Source organism: Nocardia sp. NPDC058499 (assembly GCF_042719915.1).
Taxonomy (GTDB): Bacteria; Actinomycetota; Actinomycetes; order Mycobacteriales; family Mycobacteriaceae; genus Nocardia.
This window is the reverse complement of the sequence record NZ_JBHXMZ010000001.1, coordinates 1,078,763-1,096,996: the sequence shown is the minus strand read 5'-3', so window position 1 is coordinate 1,096,996 and position 18,234 is coordinate 1,078,763. Positions and strand designations below refer to the sequence as shown.

At 67.5% G+C, this 18,234-nt stretch carries 16 protein-coding genes, 1 pseudogene and 1 riboswitch; of the genes and pseudogenes, 10 read left to right on the top strand and 7 right to left on the bottom strand.

Features of this window, described 5'->3' with window-relative positions; translation table 11 throughout:
• Window positions 1–518: 518 nt before the first annotated feature.
• Together ilvD and ACFWPH_RS05100 are read right to left on the bottom strand one after the other, a co-directional pair.
• A complete protein-coding gene (gene ilvD, locus ACFWPH_RS05105) occupies window positions 519–2,360 on the bottom strand; it encodes a dihydroxy-acid dehydratase (protein WP_378748187.1) in 1,842 nt (613 codons plus the stop codon).
• 402 nt (window positions 2,361–2,762) lie between these two features.
• Window positions 2,763–3,389 carry a PH domain-containing protein gene (locus ACFWPH_RS05100; RefSeq protein ID WP_378748186.1) on the bottom strand — a complete coding sequence of 209 codons (627 nt, stop codon included), beginning with the start codon at window positions 3,387–3,389 and terminating at the stop codon, window positions 2,763–2,765.
• 283 nt (window positions 3,390–3,672) lie between these two features.
• Here ACFWPH_RS05100 and ACFWPH_RS05095 point away from each other — a divergent pair, with 283 nt between their 5' ends.
• The 7 genes and pseudogenes from ACFWPH_RS05095 (at window position 3,673) to ACFWPH_RS05065 (ending at window position 9,875) form a co-directional block, all read left to right on the top strand.
• Complete coding sequence (locus ACFWPH_RS05095; protein WP_378748184.1) at window positions 3,673–5,595, top strand: acetolactate synthase large subunit; 1,923 nt, start codon at window positions 3,673–3,675, stop codon at window positions 5,593–5,595.
• Window positions 5,592–6,095 (top strand): acetolactate synthase small subunit, encoded by a 504-nt coding sequence (gene ilvN / locus ACFWPH_RS05090; RefSeq protein ID WP_062979835.1) that lies wholly within the window; start codon window positions 5,592–5,594, stop codon window positions 6,093–6,095. The genes ACFWPH_RS05095 and ilvN overlap by 4 nt, the downstream gene beginning before the upstream one ends.
• A gap of 81 nt (window positions 6,096–6,176) precedes the next feature.
• Window positions 6,177–7,208 (top strand): annotated as a pseudogene (gene ilvC, locus ACFWPH_RS05085) (ketol-acid reductoisomerase); the annotation flags it as partial.
• A 148-nt stretch (window positions 7,209–7,356) separates the two neighbouring features.
• Entirely contained in the window at window positions 7,357–7,785 is a 429-nt protein-coding gene (locus tag ACFWPH_RS05080; protein WP_378748183.1) for a DNA-binding protein, read from the top strand.
• A 58-nt stretch (window positions 7,786–7,843) separates the two neighbouring features.
• Window positions 7,844–8,218: a hypothetical protein gene (locus ACFWPH_RS05075; RefSeq protein WP_378748182.1), complete on the top strand. Its 375-nt coding sequence runs from the start codon at window positions 7,844–7,846 to the stop codon at window positions 8,216–8,218.
• Window positions 8,215–9,279 (top strand): PEP/pyruvate-binding domain-containing protein, encoded by a 1,065-nt coding sequence (locus ACFWPH_RS05070; protein WP_378748181.1) that lies wholly within the window; start codon window positions 8,215–8,217, stop codon window positions 9,277–9,279. Before ACFWPH_RS05075 ends, ACFWPH_RS05070 begins: the two co-directional genes overlap by 4 nt.
• The gene (locus ACFWPH_RS05065) at window positions 9,276–9,875 is read left to right on the top strand and encodes a hypothetical protein (protein ID WP_378748180.1); all 600 of its coding nucleotides are present in this window, start codon (window positions 9,276–9,278) and stop codon (window positions 9,873–9,875) included. Before ACFWPH_RS05070 ends, ACFWPH_RS05065 begins: the two co-directional genes overlap by 4 nt.
• A 76-nt stretch (window positions 9,876–9,951) precedes the next feature.
• Here ACFWPH_RS05065 and ACFWPH_RS05060 read toward each other — a convergent pair whose 3' ends face one another.
• The 4 genes from ACFWPH_RS05060 to ACFWPH_RS05045 all read right to left on the bottom strand — a co-directional run bounded on the left by ACFWPH_RS05060 (window position 9,952) and on the right by ACFWPH_RS05045 (window position 14,588).
• On the bottom strand, window positions 9,952–11,157 hold the full coding sequence (locus tag ACFWPH_RS05060; RefSeq protein WP_378748178.1) for an ABC transporter permease: 1,206 nt from the start codon (window positions 11,155–11,157) through the stop codon (window positions 9,952–9,954).
• A gap of 71 nt (window positions 11,158–11,228) precedes the next feature.
• Complete coding sequence (locus ACFWPH_RS05055; RefSeq protein WP_378748177.1) at window positions 11,229–12,107, bottom strand: ABC transporter ATP-binding protein; 879 nt, start codon at window positions 12,105–12,107, stop codon at window positions 11,229–11,231.
• A gap of 31 nt (window positions 12,108–12,138) precedes the next feature.
• Window positions 12,139–13,545, bottom strand: coding sequence for an MFS transporter (locus ACFWPH_RS05050; protein ID WP_378748175.1), 1,407 nt, complete (start codon window positions 13,543–13,545; stop codon window positions 12,139–12,141).
• 458 nt (window positions 13,546–14,003) lie between these two features.
• Window positions 14,004–14,588, bottom strand: coding sequence for a TetR/AcrR family transcriptional regulator (locus tag ACFWPH_RS05045; protein WP_378748174.1), 585 nt, complete (start codon window positions 14,586–14,588; stop codon window positions 14,004–14,006).
• A gap of 85 nt (window positions 14,589–14,673) precedes the next feature.
• Between ACFWPH_RS05045 and ACFWPH_RS05040 the strand changes: the two genes are divergently transcribed.
• The 3 genes from ACFWPH_RS05040 to ACFWPH_RS05030 all read left to right on the top strand — a co-directional run bounded on the left by ACFWPH_RS05040 (window position 14,674) and on the right by ACFWPH_RS05030 (window position 16,604).
• Window positions 14,674–15,396 carry an alpha/beta fold hydrolase gene (locus tag ACFWPH_RS05040; RefSeq protein WP_378748172.1) on the top strand — a complete coding sequence of 241 codons (723 nt, stop codon included), beginning with the start codon at window positions 14,674–14,676 and terminating at the stop codon, window positions 15,394–15,396.
• Window positions 15,397–15,497: 101 nt separating this feature from the next.
• Entirely contained in the window at window positions 15,498–15,932 is a 435-nt protein-coding gene (locus ACFWPH_RS05035) for a hypothetical protein (protein WP_378748171.1), read from the top strand.
• A 180-nt stretch (window positions 15,933–16,112) separates the two neighbouring features.
• Entirely contained in the window at window positions 16,113–16,604 is a 492-nt protein-coding gene (locus ACFWPH_RS05030) for an RDD family protein (protein ID WP_378748170.1), read from the top strand.
• A 55-nt stretch (window positions 16,605–16,659) separates the two neighbouring features.
• On the opposite strand, the gene ACFWPH_RS05025 is transcribed toward ACFWPH_RS05030, so the two are convergent.
• The gene (locus tag ACFWPH_RS05025) at window positions 16,660–17,982 is read right to left on the bottom strand and encodes an aminotransferase class V-fold PLP-dependent enzyme (RefSeq protein WP_378748169.1); all 1,323 of its coding nucleotides are present in this window, start codon (window positions 17,980–17,982) and stop codon (window positions 16,660–16,662) included.
• 47 nt (window positions 17,983–18,029) lie between these two features.
• Window positions 18,030–18,143: riboswitch (SAM riboswitch) on the bottom strand.
• Between the last annotated feature and the right edge of the window lie 91 nt (window positions 18,144–18,234).

The window sequence follows — 18,234 nt, the reverse complement described above, 5'->3', positions numbered from 1 at the left end:
CGGCGCGGGTTTCGGCCCCCTTTGGTCCCTGCTGTCAGCGCTCGATGCTCGCGGCTGCGCCGCATTGCCTCGAGCGCTGACAGCAGGGACGGGCCGAAACCTTTCAGGGCCTCGTAAGACTCGGCGCCGCCGCTGGTCGCGTGGGGTACGTCAACTCGGCGCCGCCGCTGGTCAGGTGGGTACGGCGCAGCTGAGCACCATATTGCGCTGCAGGCCGGCAGCGTATTTCGGATCCAGTGTGGACCCCAAGGTTTCCCGGGTGGCCGATCGGGACCGTCGGCCGAATGGATAAGGCCGGGTCGGGGGCCGACCTCCGTAGGGTGATGAACTCCGCAACGCCGACGGGCAATGCATCGGCGCAGGTCCGATCTCGCCGAGGACCCTGTTGGGGGTCAGCGCCGCGATGGTGCACGGGTTCGGCCCGGTGCGGTGGTGCCGCCGTACGACGAACGGCGTCCCGCTCTCCGTGAGCGGGACGCCGTTCGTCGTTACCGGCCGCTGTTCGTGACCGGGGAACCTCAGGGCACGTGCCGGACCGCGCCCTTGTCGGCGGAGGTCGCCAGGGCCGCGTAGGCGCGCAGTGCCGTGGTGACCGGGCGTTCCCGGTCCACCGGCTGCCACGGGCGTTCCCGGGCGTCCATCTTGGCGCGGCGTTCGGCCAGCACCGCATCGTCGAGCAGGACCTCGAGGGTGCGGGTGGTGACGTCGATACGGATCCGGTCGCCGTTCTCCACCAGGCCGATGGCGCCGCCGCTGGCCGCCTCGGGGGAGATATGCCCGATCGAGAGGCCGGAGGTGCCGCCGGAGAACCGGCCGTCGGTGATCAGCGCGCACACCTTGCCGAGGCCCGCGCCCTTGAGGAAGGCGGTCGGGTGCAGCATCTCCTGCATACCGGGTCCACCGGCCGGGCCTTCGTAGCGCACGACGACCACATCGCCGGGCTGGATCTTCTTACCGAGGATCGCCGACACGGCTTCCTCTTGAGATTCGACCACCACGGCCGGGCCCTCGAAGGTGAACAGTTCCTCGTCGATACCCGCGGTCTTGAGGACCGCGCCGTCCAGGGCGATATTGCCGCGCAGCACCACCAGCCCGCCTTCGGCGGTGTAGGCGTGTTCGAGATCGCGGATACAGCCACCGGCGGCGTCGGTGTCCAGCGAGGACCAGCGGTTGTCGGTGGAGAACGGTTCGGTGGTGCGCACACCGCCGGGCGCGGCATGGAACAGTTCGAGGGCTTCCTCGGAGGCCTTACCCGAGCGGATATCCCAGGTGCCGAGCCATTCGTCGACGGTCGGGGTGTGCACGGTGCTCACCTCGGTTTCGAGCAACCCGCCGCGATGCAGTTCGCCGAGGATCGCCGGGATGCCACCGGCGCGGTGCACATCCTCCATGTGATAGTCGGAGTTCGGCGCGACCTTCGACAGGGTCGGCACCCGCCGGCTGATCTCCTCGATGGCCTGCAGGTCGAAATCGATCTCGCCTTCCTGCGCGGCGGCCAGGATGTGCAGGACGGTGTTGGTGGAGCCGCCCATCGCCACATCCAGCGCCATCGCATTGCGGAAGGCCTTCTCGTTCGCCACGCTTCGCGGCAGCACCGACGCGTCGTCGTCGCGATACCAGCGGTTGGCGATATCGATGACGACCCGGCCGGCCCGCTCGAACAGGGCCCGCCGAGCGGCGTGGGTGGCGAGCGTGGAACCGTTGCCGGGCAGGGCCAGGCCCAGTGCCTCGGTGAGGCAGTTCATCGAGTTCGCGGTGAACATGCCGGAGCAGGAACCGCAGGTCGGGCAGGCACTGCGTTCGACCTCGGCGAGTCCGTCCTCGGTCACCTCGCTGTTCGCGCTGGCGGAGATGGCGGTGATGAGGTCGGTGGGCGCCTGCGCCACACCGCCGACGACCACGGCCTTACCGGCCTCCATCGGCCCACCGGAAACGAACACGGTGGGGACGTTCAACCGCATGGCCGCGTTCAGCATGCCCGGGGTGATCTTGTCGCAGTTGGAGATACACACCAGCGCGTCGGCGGTGTGCGCGTTCACCATGTATTCCACGGAGTCGGCGATGATTTCGCGGCTGGGCAGCGAATAGAGCATCCCGCCGTGACCCATCGCGATCCCGTCGTCGACCGCGATGGTGTGGAATTCGCGCGGTACCCCACCGGCTTCCCGGATCGCGTCCGCCACGATTTCGCCGACATTCTTGAGGTGCACGTGCCCGGGCACGAACTGGGTGTAGGAGTTGGCGATGGCGACGATCGGCTTACCGAAATCGGAATCGGTCATACCGGTGGCCCGCCACAGGGAGCGGGCCCCGGCGGCATTACGGCCGACAGTGGTGGTGCGGGAACGAAGCGCTGGCATGGGTGTCCTCGGTCTGGTCGCGGGGCTGGACAATGCGACGACGCCGTATCGCCCGGCCGCGGATGACCGCTGCTGGAGGTGCGATCGGCGTTTTCTCAGGCTACTCCCGGCCGGAAGTGGGCTCGGGGCCGGTATCGGCCGGGACGGGGCGAACCCCGGCGCCGGACGTCGATACCGCGCCTGTTCCCGTACCCGGACGTGGGCAGGCGCTTACGTGTGTGCGCCGCGGTCATCGGTTCCCGGGTGTCCTGTCGATGGCGGCAATTATCGGATCGCGGCGCTGCCCGGTCTCGTGTCCGGTAGCGGGTCCGCCGGGGAGATCGCCGAATCGGGGAGTACCGATGGCCGGCGATTCCGATATCGACGATCGGATCGTCGGCCGGGTGCGAGCCCGCGGAGGGGCTAGCTCGCGGCCGGGGAGTCGTTGCCGCTGTCCGCGGCAGGCGGGGCGGGGGAGTCGGCACCGGCATCCGGACTGCGTGAGTTGTCCCCGGGTCCGGCGTCGCGTGGATCGTCGGTGGGGGACTCCGTGTCGGTGCCGGATTCGTCCGCTGGGGCAGGGTCGGGGAGGGCGAAGGGATCGGGGATCCGCCCGCCGGAGGCATCCACCAGATCGCGCAGCCGGTCGTAGCTCACCGCCGGGAGCGGCACCTCGGTGTCGTCGGCGAGGTGTGCGCGCACGTAGCCCCGTTTCGGGATGCTGATGCCCTTCAGTTGCTCCCAGTCGATATGCCGGGAGGAGAACACCGAGCGCAGGTCCAGGCCGTTCGGTGACACCTTGGTCTGAGTGCGCAGGATCCAGACGATGGCGGCGATCGGGATCAGTGCCAGCCAGAACAGTGCGGCCGGCCAGCCGACGATCGGGAAGAACACGCACATCGCGAGGATGACGACCCCGAGGAACGACAGTCGTGTCATGCGGATCACACGGGTCGGTCCCGGCGGCGCCGTATCCCCACCCGTTACCTCCGCGGCGGCGGGGATATGGGACGATTCCGGTGGTGGCACGGACTGATGCGGTGATGACACACCACCATCCTCGCATCATGGTGGACGGGCGTGAGCACCCGCTACCTTCTCACATAATGAGAAGACAGCGGTCAGCTGTTTGACTCTGCACCACACGCACACATACCGTCATGCGCGTGAATCGAATCGAGTTGCTCGTAATCGGCCGGCGCGTCCAGCGCTGAGCCAGACGATCCGCATACGTCAGCTCGCACTGCGACGCGCCACCCTCGAACAGCCACCGGCTGTCGGGGGATTTTTTATGTCGGGACAAGTGAACGACAAGCAGTAAGGAACCAAGACGGTGAGCGCACCAACTACCCGGCCCGGGCCCGCGGCCCGCAAGCCCGCGCCTTCGAACCCGCCGGCCTCGGCCGGTGCTCCGACCACCCCGGCGAACCGCCGCCAGGTACCGCCCGAGCGGGTCACCGGCGCGCAGTCCGTCGTCCGCTCCCTCGAGGAGCTCGGCGTCGACACCGTATTCGGCATTCCCGGCGGCTGCATTCTGCCTGTCTACGACCCACTCTTCGATTCGACCAAGGTCCGCCATGTGCTCGTGCGTCATGAGCAGGGCGCGGGCCACGCCGCCACCGGGTACGCCCAGGCCACCGGCAAGGTGGGTGTGTGTATGGCCACGTCGGGTCCGGGCGCGACCAACCTGGTGACCCCCATCGCGGACGCCCAGATGGACTCCGTGCCGATGGTCGCGATCACCGGACAGGTGGGCCGCAGCCTGATCGGCACCGACGCCTTCCAGGAAGCCGATATCTCCGGCATCACGATGCCGATCACCAAGCACAACTTTCTGATCAAAGACGGGATCGATATCCCGCGGATGCTGGCCGAGGCGTTCTATCTGGCGTCGAGCGGCCGGCCCGGGGTGGTGCTGGTCGATATCCCGAAGGATGTGCTGCAGGAGCAGACCACCTTCAGCTGGCCGCCGGAGATGCGGCTGCCCGGCTACCGCCCGGTCACCAAACCGCACGGGAAACAGGTGCGCGAAGCGGCCCGGTTGATCGCCGAGGCCACCGCCCCTGTGCTCTACGTCGGCGGCGGCGTGATCAAGTCGGAGGCCTCGGCCGAACTGCTGGAGCTGGCCGAACTCACCGGTATCCCGGTGGTCACCACCCTGATGGCGCGCGGCGCGTTCCCGGACAGCCATAAGCTGAACCTGGGTATGCCGGGTATGCACGGCACAGTGGCCGCGGTCGCCGCCCTGCAGAAATCCGATCTGCTGGTCACCCTCGGTGCCCGTTTCGATGACCGCGTCACCGGGCAGCTGGATTCCTTCGCCCCGGACGCGAAGATCATCCACGCCGATATCGACCCCGCCGAGATCGGGAAGAACCGTCACGCCGATGTCCCGATCGTGGGCGATTGCCGCGAGGTGCTGACCGAACTGATCGAAACCCTGCGCGCCGACCCGGCCGGTATCGAGCTGGACCTGACCGCCTGGTGGACCTACCTGGACGGTATCCGCGAGTCCTTCCCGCTGGGCTGGACCGCCCCCTCGGACGGTGCGCTCTCCCCGGAGTACGTCATCGAGAGCCTGGGCCGGCTGGCCGGTCCCGATGCCATCTACTGCGCGGGCGTCGGCCAGCACCAGATGTGGGCCGCCCAGTTCATCAAGTACGAGAACCCCCGTACCTGGTTGAACTCCGGCGGTGCCGGAACCATGGGTTACGCGGTGCCCGCCGCCATGGGCGCCAAGATGGGCAAGCCCGACAGTGAGGTGTGGGCGGTCGACGGTGACGGCTGCTTCCAGATGACCAACCAGGAACTCGCCACCTGCGCGGTGGAAGGTGTGCCGATCAAGGTCGCCCTGATCAACAACGGCAATTTGGGCATGGTCCGGCAGTGGCAGACCCTGTTCTACGACAAGCGCTACTCCAATACCGACCTCAATACCCACGGCCTGCGCATCCCCGATTTCGTGAAACTCGCCGAGGCGCTCGGCTGCCACGGTATCCGGGTGGAGAAGGAAGAGGACGTGGAGGCCGCGATCCGTGAGGCGCAGTCGATCAACGACCGCCCCGTGGTGATCGATTTCATCGTCGGCAAGGATGCCCAGGTGTGGCCGATGGTCGCCGCCGGCACCAGCAACGACGAGATCATGGCCGCCCGCGGGATCCGCCCGCTGTTCGACGAGGACGAGCAGGCCGCCGAACCGGCCGTCATCCACGAAGCGATGACCCGCGAGCACGAGACCGAGGGGAACCCCCAGTGAGCACAACCCACACCCTCAGCGTCCTGGTCGAGGACAAGCCCGGTGTGCTGGCCCGTGTGGCCAGCTTGTTCTCCCGCCGCGGATTCAATATCGAATCCCTGGCGGTGGGCGCGACCGAGGTCAAGGACATCTCGCGGATGACCATCGTGGTCACCGTGGACGATCTGCCGCTGGAACAGGTCACCAAACAGCTCAACAAGCTGGTGAACGTCATCAAGATCGTGGAGCAGGATCCGGACACTTCCGTGGCCCGGGAACTGATCCTGGTGAAGGTCCGCGCCGATGCCAGCGTGCGCACCCAGGTCATCGAATCGGTGAACCTGTTCCGCGCGAAGGTGATCGACGTCTCGCCTGACGCCCTCACCGTCGAAGCGACCGGCACCCGCTCCAAGCTCGACGCCCTGCTGCGGATGCTCGAGCCGTACGGCATCCGCGAGATCGTGCAATCCGGGGTGGTGGCCGTGGGCCGCGGGCCCAAATCCATCACCGCCACCCGCTGAACCTCGGCCGGGCGCACCCCGCGCCCGGCCGTCTTTCACGCCTCGTTTACCGTTTCCCGCGTTTCGCGGGTTCGAAATAGTCAGAAGGGATACCACCAAGTGGCAGTCGAGATGTTCTACGACGACGATGCCGACCTGTCGATCATCCAGGGCCGTAAGGTCGCGGTGATCGGTTACGGCAGCCAGGGGCATGCGCATTCGCTGAGCCTGCGCGATTCCGGCGTCGAGGTCCGCATCGGCCTGAAAGAAGGCTCCAAGTCGCGGGCCAAGGCCGAAGAGGCCGGGCTGACCGTCGGCACCCCCGCCGAGGTTTCGGAGTGGGCCGACGTCATCATGCTGCTGGCCCCCGACACCGCCCAGGCGTCGATCTTCACCAACGATATCGAGCCCAACCTGAAGGACGGCGACGCGCTGTTCTTCGGCCACGGCCTCAACATCCACTTCGGCCTGATCAAGCCGGCCGCCGAGATCACCATCGGCATGGTGGCGCCCAAGGGCCCCGGCCACCTGGTGCGCCGCCAGTTCGTCGACGGCAAGGGCGTGCCCGCCCTGATCGCCATCGAGCAGGACCCGAAGGGCGAGGGCCAGGCCCTGGCGCTGTCGTATGCGAAGGGCATCGGCGGCACCCGCGCCGGCGTCATCAAGACCACGTTCAAAGAAGAGACCGAAACCGATCTCTTCGGTGAGCAGGCCGTGCTGTGCGGTGGCACCGAGGAACTGGTCAAGACCGGTTTCGAGGTCATGGTCGAGGCCGGCTACGCCCCCGAAATGGCCTACTTCGAGGTGCTGCACGAGCTGAAACTCATCGTCGACCTGATGTACGAGGGTGGCATCGCCCGCATGAACTACTCGGTGTCCGACACCGCAGAATTCGGTGGCTACCTGTCGGGCCCGCGGGTCATCGACGCCGACACCAAGAAGCGGATGCAGGACATCCTCAAGGACATCCAGGACGGCACCTTCGTCAAGCGCCTGGTCGCCAACGTCGAGGGTGGCAACAAGGAGCTCGAGGGCCTGCGCAAGGCCAACGCCGAGCACCCGATCGAGGTGACCGGTAAGAAGCTGCGCGACCTGATGAGCTGGGTCGACCGGCCGATCACCGAAACCGCCTGAGCGGTTCGCTGATACAGCGCTGAAAGGGGTCCTTCCGCGGTTGCGGGAGGGCCCCTTTCTCGTACGAGCAGCGCAGTGGCCCGCTGCCGGCCGGCGAACGGCAGCGCGCGAAAGAAGCGTTCGACCGTGCGCTCGCCGAGCCGGGGCAATGGCCCACGGCAAGCTGAACCCACCGGCACCTGCCCAGGGTGGTACCGCGGTCCTCGACTCTCAGGGGTTGTCCCGGCTGGTGGACGATTCCGCGCCGGTCGTCGCGCTGGTCGCGGAAGCGCGGGCTCGTGGCATGGAGGTCGTCGTGAGTGCGCTGACCATCATCGAGGCGACGCACCGGAAAACGAACCGGGCACGCCTAAACTGGCTGTTGTCCGGTATTCGGATAGAACACGTCGACGAGACAGCGGCAAGGGCCGCCTCGGCACTGCTGATCGATACCGGACTCCACGGCCACAAGTACGCCATCGACGCAGTGGTCGCGGAAATGGCGTTACGTCAGCCCACTCCAGTGGTCGTGCTGACCAGCGATACCGACGATATGTCCACACTGTGCGGTCCAGGGGTCCGCATCATTCCCCTTTGAGGGATCAGGGCATCAACGTCACGTTGACAACATGATGTTGGTCGATTGAGATGAATCCATGGTTCCCGATGACCGTTCCCACGCGGCCGCTCTCACGGCCCATCGCGCTGTTCTGGGTGCTGCCGGTGGCGACGCCTTGCCCGACCGGCCTTGGCAGCACGCCGGGCAACCGCCGAGTGACTGCGATCTGGTGCGGCTGGCGGCGTGGAAAGCGTCGGAGACGAAAGTCGACCCAGAGGTCCTGACGGCGGGGCTGGTGCTGATCAGCGCGGCCCGTTCGGAACTGGACCAGACCGAGGCGGCCCTGCTGTTCGCCGCGAGGGCCGCGGGCGTCACGTTCCAGCAGATCGGGGCGGCGCTGGGGCTGGGGTCGGGGCAAGCCGCGCAGCAGCGGATGTCCCGAGTTCTTGCCCGGCTGGAATCACGGCCGTGACCGCGTTCGTCCCGCTTTGCGAGGCGGACAGCTCGTGCGGGGCGAAGGCGGTCACGCTGGGGCGGTTGTCACGAGCCGGGTTCGCGGTCCCGGACGGATTCGCGCTGCCCGTCGGTGCAGGCGCCGGCTGGGAGCGTGAACTGCCCGGCGTCCTGGGGGCGTTGGGCGGGTCGCGCTTCGCAGTGCGGTCGTCGGCGTCGGCCGAGGACGGCGACGAGGCGTCCTTCGCGGGACAGTTCCGCACGGCCCTGGACGTGCCGTCCGATGAAGTCGAGATCCAGGTGCGGCGAACCGCAGCGGCAGTCGACCTGGCGCGCACTTACGCTGCCGCCGTCGACCGGTCGGTCGCTCGCGGCGTCGCCGTCATAGTCCAGCGGATGCTGATACCCGACGCGGCCGGTGTCGCCTTCACCCGCGATCCCGTCAGCGGGCGGCGGGCTGTCGTCATCGAGGCCGTCCGCGGTCTGGGCGATCGGCTCGTGTCGGGACAGGTGAGTCCGGAAAGGTGGCGGATCGCTCCCGGCGACGCCCCCAGGTCCGCGGCGAAGCCCGAGATCCTCAGCGCCGAGCAGGCGGTCGCGGTAAGCCGGGTCGCGACGCGCGCCGAGGAGCTCCTGGGTGGCGGCCAAGACTTGGAGTGGGCGCTCATCGACAACCAGGTCTGGGCGTTGCAAGCCCGGCCGATCACTTCGACACCGAGCAGTGACCGACGCCCCGCCAGTACCCCGGGCGCGGTGACCATCGCTTCGGGAACGCCGGCGAGCCCGGGCAAGGCGCGGGGCCTGTTACGCATCGTCGAAGGCCTGGACGATTTCGCTCGGTTCACACCGGGGGAAGTACTGGTGTGCCGGGCCACGTCACCTGCCTGGACGCCACTGCTCGCCCGGGCCGCGGCCGTCGTCACCACGCGTGGCGGGGTACTCGCCCATGCGGCGATCGTCGCCCGCGAACTGCGCATCCCGGCCGTCACCGACGTTACTTCCGCTATGGAACTGCCCGATGACATGCTCGTCGACGTCGACGGCAGCACCGGAACCATCACCGCAGAGAAGGCTCGATGAACTCACCGCACGACGTCCGGCGACAGGTCCTTCACGCACTGCGCCTCCTCGGCTACGCCGGAATCGCCCAGGTGAGCGAGCGCGCGGGCGTTCTGTCCGCCGGGGCCGAGGAATTCCTGCTCGAGGCCCAGGCCGCCGGGCAGGTGAACTGGAGCCGATTCGACGACGACGGCGGATGGTCGCTGACCGAAGCAGGCAAGACGCTGGGAGAGCGGCTCCTGGCCGAGGAGTTGGACGGCGCGGATGCCCGGCCACTGGTCGAGTCGGTGATGGCCCAGTTCGAGCCACTCAACCGCCTGGTGGTGGACGCCTGCACGCGCTGGCAGCTGACCGAGATGGGCATCACCGAACCACCTGCCGGCCTGGCAGGTGTCCTATCGGACCTCTCCCGCGGCAGCGCCGGGTGGGCAGTGCTCGAAGAGCATCTGGTGCACCGCCTGCCGCGGTACAGCGGCTACCACGAGCGATTCGACACCGCCGTCGATCGCGCCCGAACGGATCCGGCCTGGCTGACCGCGACCGACCGCGAGTCCGCCCACCGTGTCTGGTTCGAACTGCACGAAGACCTCCTGGCCACCCTCGGCCGTTCCCGATGACCTCGGTGGACGTGACCGGTGAACGACCGAGGGCCGTACCGGGGGTCGCATGCCGGCCTTCTGCCAGGAGTGCCGGTCAGTCCTCGACGCTGAGCGCCTGGCGGTACGTCAGGCGCCCTTGGGTCTGCATCAGTGAACGGCGGTAGATCCGCTCCGCGACCACCACGATTCCGTAGGCGGTTGCCGCCATGATGGCGAGGGAGACCAGCGGCTCCCACCAGGCTGCCGAGCCTTCGGCGAGGCGGGCGGGCATGGTGACAATGGAGACGATCGGGACGTAGGACGTGACGGTTTGCGCTGTGCCGGAAGCGAAGATGCCGAGGAACAGCACGATCATGATCAGCATGCTCAGCGGGGTGGAAGTCGATTGCAGGTCCTCGTTACGGGTCGCCAGCGAGCCGGCCACCGCCCACAGGCTGGCCAGAGCGAGGAAGCCGACTACGAAGAAGACGATGAACCATCCGGCCGCACCCGCGATCTGGGTGACGTACTCGGTATTTCCCATCACCGCCAACCCGGCCAGGCCCGCAGCCGCGAACAGGACGAGCTGCCCGAAGGCCATCAGGGTATTACCGATGATCTTGCCGATCAGCAACTGCCGCAGGGGGATCGCGCTGGCCAGGATCTCGACGATTCGGTTCTGCTTTTCCTCGACAACGCTCTGCGCGATGGACATGCCGAACAGGATCGAGGCGATATAGAACAGGAACGCGAACACGAACGTCATGATCTGCGCGAAACCCGGGTCGACGGCGGACTCGTCGAGTACGTCGTAGGTCACCTGGCCGCCGCGGCCGAGCTCTTCGAGCGACGTACCCGCCGCTTCGGCGTTGCGTTGCAGCGCGAGTTGCTGTGCGGCGGTGGTGACGTAGGTGTTGACGTCGTCGTTCACCGATTCCTTGCCGATGAGTCGCCACCCGCCGGGTCCGGCGACGAGGCCGGCGTCGACCTCCCCGTCACGCACCTGTTGTTCGGCGGCGGCGAGGTCGGCGACGGGTGTGCTGGTGAAGGCGACGTTGCTGTCGGCGAGGTCGGCGAGATCGCCGGCCGTCTGCACGACCTGGCCCGCGTCGGTCCCGGTGACCGCGATATCGACCGTCTCGGTGCGCCCGCTCATGAACCCGCTGATGGCCAGCGAGGCGACAATCGCCACGATCGTGATCACAGTCGAGATCAGGAAATTGCGGTCGCGCAGTTTGACCATGACTTCACGCTCGGTGACGATCCGCCACACCCCGCGCGGCGCGATATCCGCTGCCGCCTCCGGGCCGGTCCCGCTCATGCTCTGTCTACTTGGCATGAACGGGGGCCCTGCGTGGTTACGCTCCGCTGCCGCCTCCGGGCCTGACCCGCTCATGCCGTGACCTCCCGGAAGATCTCCGCGACCGACGGCCGCACCTCGGCGAATTCCTGCACCGATCCGCGCGCCAGCGCCTCGGTGAGCACCTGATCGGTGGTCGCGCCGCTCAGCTCGAGCAACACTCCCGCCCCGTTGCGTTCGACCACACTCACCCCGGCGAACTCGTTCAACCAGCCGGTATCGGGCCCGGCCTTCAGCCGATACCGCAGCGCACCGGCCTCCCGCAATTCCGCTGCGGAACCCTGCGCGACCACCCGCCCGTTCGCGAGGATCACCAGCCGATCGCACAGCCGCTCCACCAGATCCAGCTGGTGCGAGGAGAACAGCACCGGCACACCCTGCCCGGCGTATTCGGCCAACAGGTCGGCCATCGAATCGACCGCGACCGGGTCCAGCCCGGAGAACGGTTCGTCCAGCACCAGTGCCGCCGGCTGCGCCACCACCGCCGCCGCGATCTGCACCCGCTGCTGATTACCGAGCGATAGCGATTCCAGCTTGTCCTTCCCTCGGTCCCCGAGCCCGAACCGCTCGAGTAGTTCCGTGGTCCGCCGCCTGCCCTCGGCCGCCGAAAGCCCCCGTAACCGAGCCAGATACACCAGCTGATCCCGCACCGGCTGCTTCGGGTACAACCCCCGCTCTTCGGGCATGTACCCGAACGAACGCCGATCGGCCACGGTCACGGGACGTCCACCCCAGCGCACCTCGCCGCCGTGGATGGCCAGCACTCCCATGATCATCCGCATGGTCGTGGTTTTACCCGCGCCGTTGCCACCGACGAACCCGGTGAGCGCGCCCGGCGGCACGCTGAACGACACATCGTCGACGGCTGTCTTGTCGCCGAACCGGCGCACCAGATGCGTTACCTCGAGCATCGAACCTCCGCGGTCGTGATCCGGGCCGACTCTACCCGGCCGCGACGGGCGGTTCGGGCGCGCGCCGGAGCACCAGGACACCTGCAACCAGCCCGGCACCTGCCAGCAGCGTGGCCATCAGGAACGGGTCGACGGTGTGCAGGGCGGGAGCGAAACCGATTCCCACGCACACCGCCACACCGGTGGCGCCGCCGAGCTGGTCGGCCGCCCGCTGTACGCCCGAGGCGATTCCGGCGTCGTCGTCGGTCACGCCGCTCACCGCGATGTACTGCAGACCCACGATCCCGAAACCCATCCCGGCCGCGATGAGCAGCATCGCCGGAATCAGCCACGGCGCTCCCGCATTCACGGCAGCGACGACCCCGATGATGGCCATTGCGCCCGCGGTGAATCCGAGTCCCGCCAGCACGCAGACCCGGGCTCCCCAGCTGCCCAGCAGGCTGGGCACGAGCATGGAGAACGCGATCAGCGAGACCGCCAGCGGGAGCATGGTGAGTCCGGCTCCCAACGGCCCCATCCCCAGATAGTCCTGGAGATAGAACGTGAACAGCAGGAACGAGGTCGACAGTGCCGCACTGAGCAGCATCGTGGTGAGGTTCGCGGTGACGCGTGCGCGGTGGGCGAAGAAGCCCAGTGGCAGTAGCGGGTTCGGCGAGCGTGCTTCCACCCGTACGAATCCGGCTCCCGCCAGTACCGCACCCACCAGCGACGCCGCGGGCACCCAGTAAGAGGCCCCGGGTTCACCGGCCTGGACCACTCCGAAGGTGAACAGCAGTGGGCAGGCGATCAGCAGCAGCGCTCCCGGAATGTCGGCCGGTCCGGAAACGCGGGCGTCCGGCCGGTCGCGTTCGACAAGGACGAGAGCTGCCACGACGACGACCACGATGAACGGCACCGAGATCAAGAAGATCCACCGCCAGCCCAGATGTGCGGTGATGATTCCGGACAGGACGAAACCGAGCACCAGCCCGCAACTCGCCACCGCCGCCCATACGCTCAAAGCCCGTGACCTGCTGTGTCCTTCGGGAAAGAGCAGAACAATGGTGGCCATCGCGGCCGGCAGGGCAATGGCCTCACCGGCACCCTGCAGCAGGCGCGCGAGAACCAGCAGGCCGAAGGACGGTGCCAGCCCCGCCAGCAGCGAGGCCGCCCCGAACAAGGCGGTACCCGCCAGCAGTACGCGCCGCCGCCCGAGCAGATCGCCCAACCGTCCACCGAGCATCAACAGCCCGCCGCCGGTGACGGTGTAGCCGACCACGACCCAGGTCAGGGCGTGATCGCCCACTCCGAAATCCGCGCCGATCGAGGGCAACGCGATATTGACCACGGTCACATCGACCGCGATGAAGAACTGCAGCATCGATATCGCGCCCAGCACGAGCCACGAGCGCGCGATGGACGGGCTGTGCCCGCGTGCAGAGAGAATGCCTGAGAACATCAGGTGCTCCGTTACTCAGAGAAGTATCTGAGCAGCACGAAAGTGCCGCTCCGGACTGATCACGAAGCGGCTGGACGTCCCAGAGGGAAGATCTGTGAGTCGAACGCCCCGCCGCTAGCGGAGCGTCCTGGTCACTGCCGCGCAGGCGGCGGAAGCTGAAGCGCCGGACATGCTGCGAACCCTATCAGCAAGAGGTCGCCACCTCGGACCCACCAGCTCGCCTCCGTAACGTCTGCTCGCACCGGTCCGGTTGCGTCCGGACGTGCGTAGAGTCGCGGCCGCGCGTGCATGAAGGAGCCGGCCATACGGGGGCCTACTCAGCGGCCAAACGTGCGTGACCCTAGCGGCTGAACGTGCGTGACCCTAGCGGCCAGACGTGCGCCACCCCTGCGGCCAGACGTGCACATCGGTAAAGATGGCGACCTGCCGGGGCTTGCCGTGCATCGAAAGTCGGCCGGTCAGTGTGCTGCGGCTCCATCCAGTACGAGGTCGACGGCTGCGGAAAGATCCTTTTCCCGCATCTCCTCGGCGCGTAGGAACAGGCGGAACCAGATGGCTCCCGCGAGCATGTCCATGATGGACCGGGGATCGGCGTGTTCCGGAAGTTCGCCGCGGTCGAAGGCCCGGCGGAAGATCGGGTGTTCCCTTTCGGCGCGGTCGGCGAAGAAAGTCCGGCCGATCGCCGCGAGTGCGGGGCGGCGTGGTGCGGCTGCCAGGACCGCGGCCGCGATGGGCGCGGTGGCGGGATCGGTGAGCAGTTTGTGGATGCTGCGGCTCGTCTCGAGGAGGTCGCCGCGGAGGCTGCCGGTATCGGGTACGTCGAAGGCGAGGAGGTCCGAGTCGGTCAGGGCGGCGGCGAGCACGTCGTCCTTGGATTTCCACCAGCGGTAGAGCGTGGTCTTGTTGACCTCGGCGCGCACGGCGACTGCCTCCATGGTCAGGCCGTCGTAGCCGTTGTCGGCGAGGAGTTCCAGGGTGGCGGTGAAGATCGCGTCGGCGCGCCGCGGCCGGCCCTTCGTGGTTTTGTCGGGCTCGGGATCCATGCCGCAAGAGTACAACGCAACGTTGCGTTGCGTGACAATCGGCGCTACGTTTGCAACGCAACGTTGCGTCGTGTTTGGAGGTTTCATGACTGTTCCCGTGGTCCTGGTGCACGGCATCCGGCTGAGCGGCCGCTGCTGGGCCGGCGCGATCGACGAAATAGCGCCCGAACGCACGGTGACCACCGTCGACCTCCCGGGCCACGGTCTGCGCCGCGGCGAACCTTTCACGATGTCCACGGCCGTCGCCGCCGTACGCACGGCCGTCGAACAGACCGGCGGCCGCGCGTTGCTCGTCGGCCATTCACTCGGTGGGTATGTCGGAATCGCCGCGGCGGCCGAACTCGGCGAGCGGGCGGCGGGTTTGGTGGTCGCCGGTTCCACCTGTGTGCCGGACAAGGCCTCGATGGTTCCTTTCCGTCTGGCCCACCGCGTCCTTTCGACCCGGCCCGACGGCGGTGAGCGGCTCAGCAACCGGATGTTCGAGGCCGTGCTGCCGCCGGAGGTCGCCCACGCCATCGAGCAGGGCGGGATAGCCACCGAGATCATTCCCGATGTATTGCACGCGCTCGGACAGTTCGATCCGCTCGCCGACCTCGGCCGGTATCGCGGCCCGGTGTGGCTGATCAACGGCAGTCGCGACCATTTCCGTGCCCACGAGCACCGATTCGCCGCTGCCACGCCCCGGACCCGCCTGCTCGTGGTGCCCCGGGCCGGTCACTATCTGCCCCTGGCCGAACCCCAGCGGTTCGCCCGGCTCGTCCGCGATATCGCCGACAGTTGCGATACCCGGCGCGATCGAGCACTCTGAACTCCGTTGTCGAAACGGGCTGTTTCGGCCGTCGAGTTTCGATTCTGTCCGGGACGATTCCGATGCGGAGGGGACCATGGCAACCCATAGCATCAATGGATGTGACAACGCACTGGCAGCATCCCCAGCACCTCCAGGCCCCGCCGCCGGTACCCGTGGATATCGAAGTCTCGGGTTCCACTCCGGTCGGACGGGCCTTCGCGATGCCGGTGATGGTCGAATTCGCCCCGGGCTACGTGTTCGAACTCCAGAAGGGTCGTAACCGGGTGTTTCTGCCGCCGGGCCGGTTCCGAGCCCAATTGTGGTCGCAGTACACGCTCTGGCGGGTGGGCAAGACCGGTTTGGATGTGGACACCACGCGCGGACCCGTCTACTTCCACTACGCCTCGCCACACACCATCTATCACCGGGGCGCCGCCGGATATGGGCCCCAGCAACGTCCCGGACTGAAGATCGCACGAGCGTGGACGATCACCTACTGGTCATTGCTCGCCGCAGGCGTGTTACTGGTGGTTCTCATGGCTGTCCTCCACTGAACGTTCAAGGTATTGCCCGTCCGTTTTGCCACTCTGCCAGGTTGAACCTGTAACTCGACCCGGACACGAATCGGTTTCGGCCGCACCTCCGGGACCTGTGCGTATGTCATCCTTGAGAGTCGACATGCACTGACCAGCACTTGACAGGCAAACCGGCCGCAGCGTTCGCCAGGAGGCGTGATGACTACAGGTGGTTTCGACCCGATGTACGGCCAGCCCGACCCCATGTACGGCCAGACGACCGGGATCGAACCAGCAGGTCTCGGTAAACGTGCCGTCGCCCGATTCGTCGACTGGATCATCGCCGCCATCATCGGCGCGGTCTTCTTCTGGCTACTGGGCGTGGTCGCGGACCTGCCCGACTGGGTGTCCGTCCTCCCGGGCGCAGCCTTCGGCTGGCTGTACTTCATCGCCTTCGAAGTCTCCTCGGGATCGACGCCCGGGAAGAAGCTGCTCGGGTTGCACGTCAACGGGTCGGATGGGGCTCCGAAACCCAGCCTGAAGGATTCGGCGGTCCGCAACGCCTACATGCTGCTGAACCTGATCCCGTGGATCGGTGGCCTGCTGTGGTTCGTCGCCGCGCTCGCCATTGCTTTCACGATCAGTTCCAGCCCGGCGAAACAGGGCTGGCACGATCGAGCGGCCGGCGGCACCCAGGTCATCGACGAATAACTACAGGGCCGGTTCTGCACGCAACCAGTGGACGGATCACCGCCGGGTACCGGCTTCAGAATGCCGCGCAAGGGGCTGCGCCGGTCACGGATCCGGGCGCGAGCCCCTCCCGCGTCTCCGGTGCCGGGCCCCATTGCCCGTCCTGCTGCCGGTAATTCCAGCCTGTACCGCGATCGACCAGCGCCGCGATCGCTGCTACCAGCCGATCGACGTCGCCGGCGCGGGTGCCCAGGCCGATACTGGCGCGCAGTGCGCCGTCCACACCGAGGCGGTGCAGCAACGGGTGCGCACAGAATCGGCCGTCCCGCACGCCGATACCGTGCTCGGCCGAGAGGTAGGCCGCGACGTGGCCCGGTTCGACACCGTCGACGGTGAACGCCACGATCCCGACACTGTCGGTGCTGTCGGGCCAGATGCGCAGGAACCGCACTCCGGGAATCCTGTCCAGGCCGTCTCGTAGCCGCTCGGTGAGATATCGCTCGTGTTCGGTGGTATCGGCCTCGTGCAGTGATCCGAGGGTGTCGCAGGCGGCGGCCAGCGCGGCCACACCCAGGACGTTCGGTGAACCGGCCTCGTGCCGCTGCGGGGCCGGCGCCCATTCGACACCGTCGGTGCTCACTTCCCGCACCGCGCCGCCTCCGGCGAGATAGGGTTTCGCGGTGTCGAGCCAGTCCCGGCGGCCGACCAGCACACCGGCCCCGAACGGGGCATACAGTTTGTGCCCGGACAATGCGAGGTAGTCGATTCCGCAGGCGCGCAGGTCGATCCGCCGATGCGGTGCCAGTTGCGCGGCGTCGACCGCGATCCGGGTGCCGTACCGGTGGGCGAGCGCGGCCAGCCGGTCCAGCGGGAGGATTTCCCCGGTGACATTCGATGCGCCGGTAACAGACAGCAGCGCAGCGGGTTTCGTGCCGAGTTCGCGGGCGATCCGGTCGAGAGTCTCCTCGATCGTGTCCGCGACAGGCACCACCCGGCGACCGTTGCGCTGCCAGGGCAGGAAGTTGGCGTGATGTTCGATATCGAGCACCACGGTGTCGCCCGGAACGCAGGCGGCCAGCAGGTTCAGGGCGTCGGTCGTATTACGGGTGAATACGACCACCTGATCGTCGGCGCAGTTCAGAAATCGCGCGACCGACCCGCGGGCGGCTTCGTAGCAGTCGGTCGAGATGCGCGAGGTATAGCCGGCACCACGATGCACACTCGCGTAATACGGCAGCAGCGCGGCCAGCCGGTCGGTGACCTGGGTCAGTGCGGGAGCGCTGGCGGCGTAATCGAAATTCGCATAGGCGCGGGTTCCGCCCTGTACCAGGGGGACGTGCAGATCGCGGCCGGAAACGCAGGCCACAGCAGCACTACGGGTATCGATGGCGACTGTCATCGGAACAATCCTCGGGGTCGGGGGACCCCGGGGTGAACGAGAGCCGGAGTCCGCGCTTGCCGTGCCCGATCGGGAACGGCCCGGTCGTCACCCGGAGCACCCCACCGCGGAGGAGGGTTGCCGACCAGCAAGCCGGGGCTTGAACACTGGTACTCATGACCTGAGCCGAGATTGGCAGAGGTGTCCGCTGCTTGTCAACCCCGGGTGTGTGCGCCCGCTGTTGAGGTCAGCTTGATTAATAACTTCTGACCT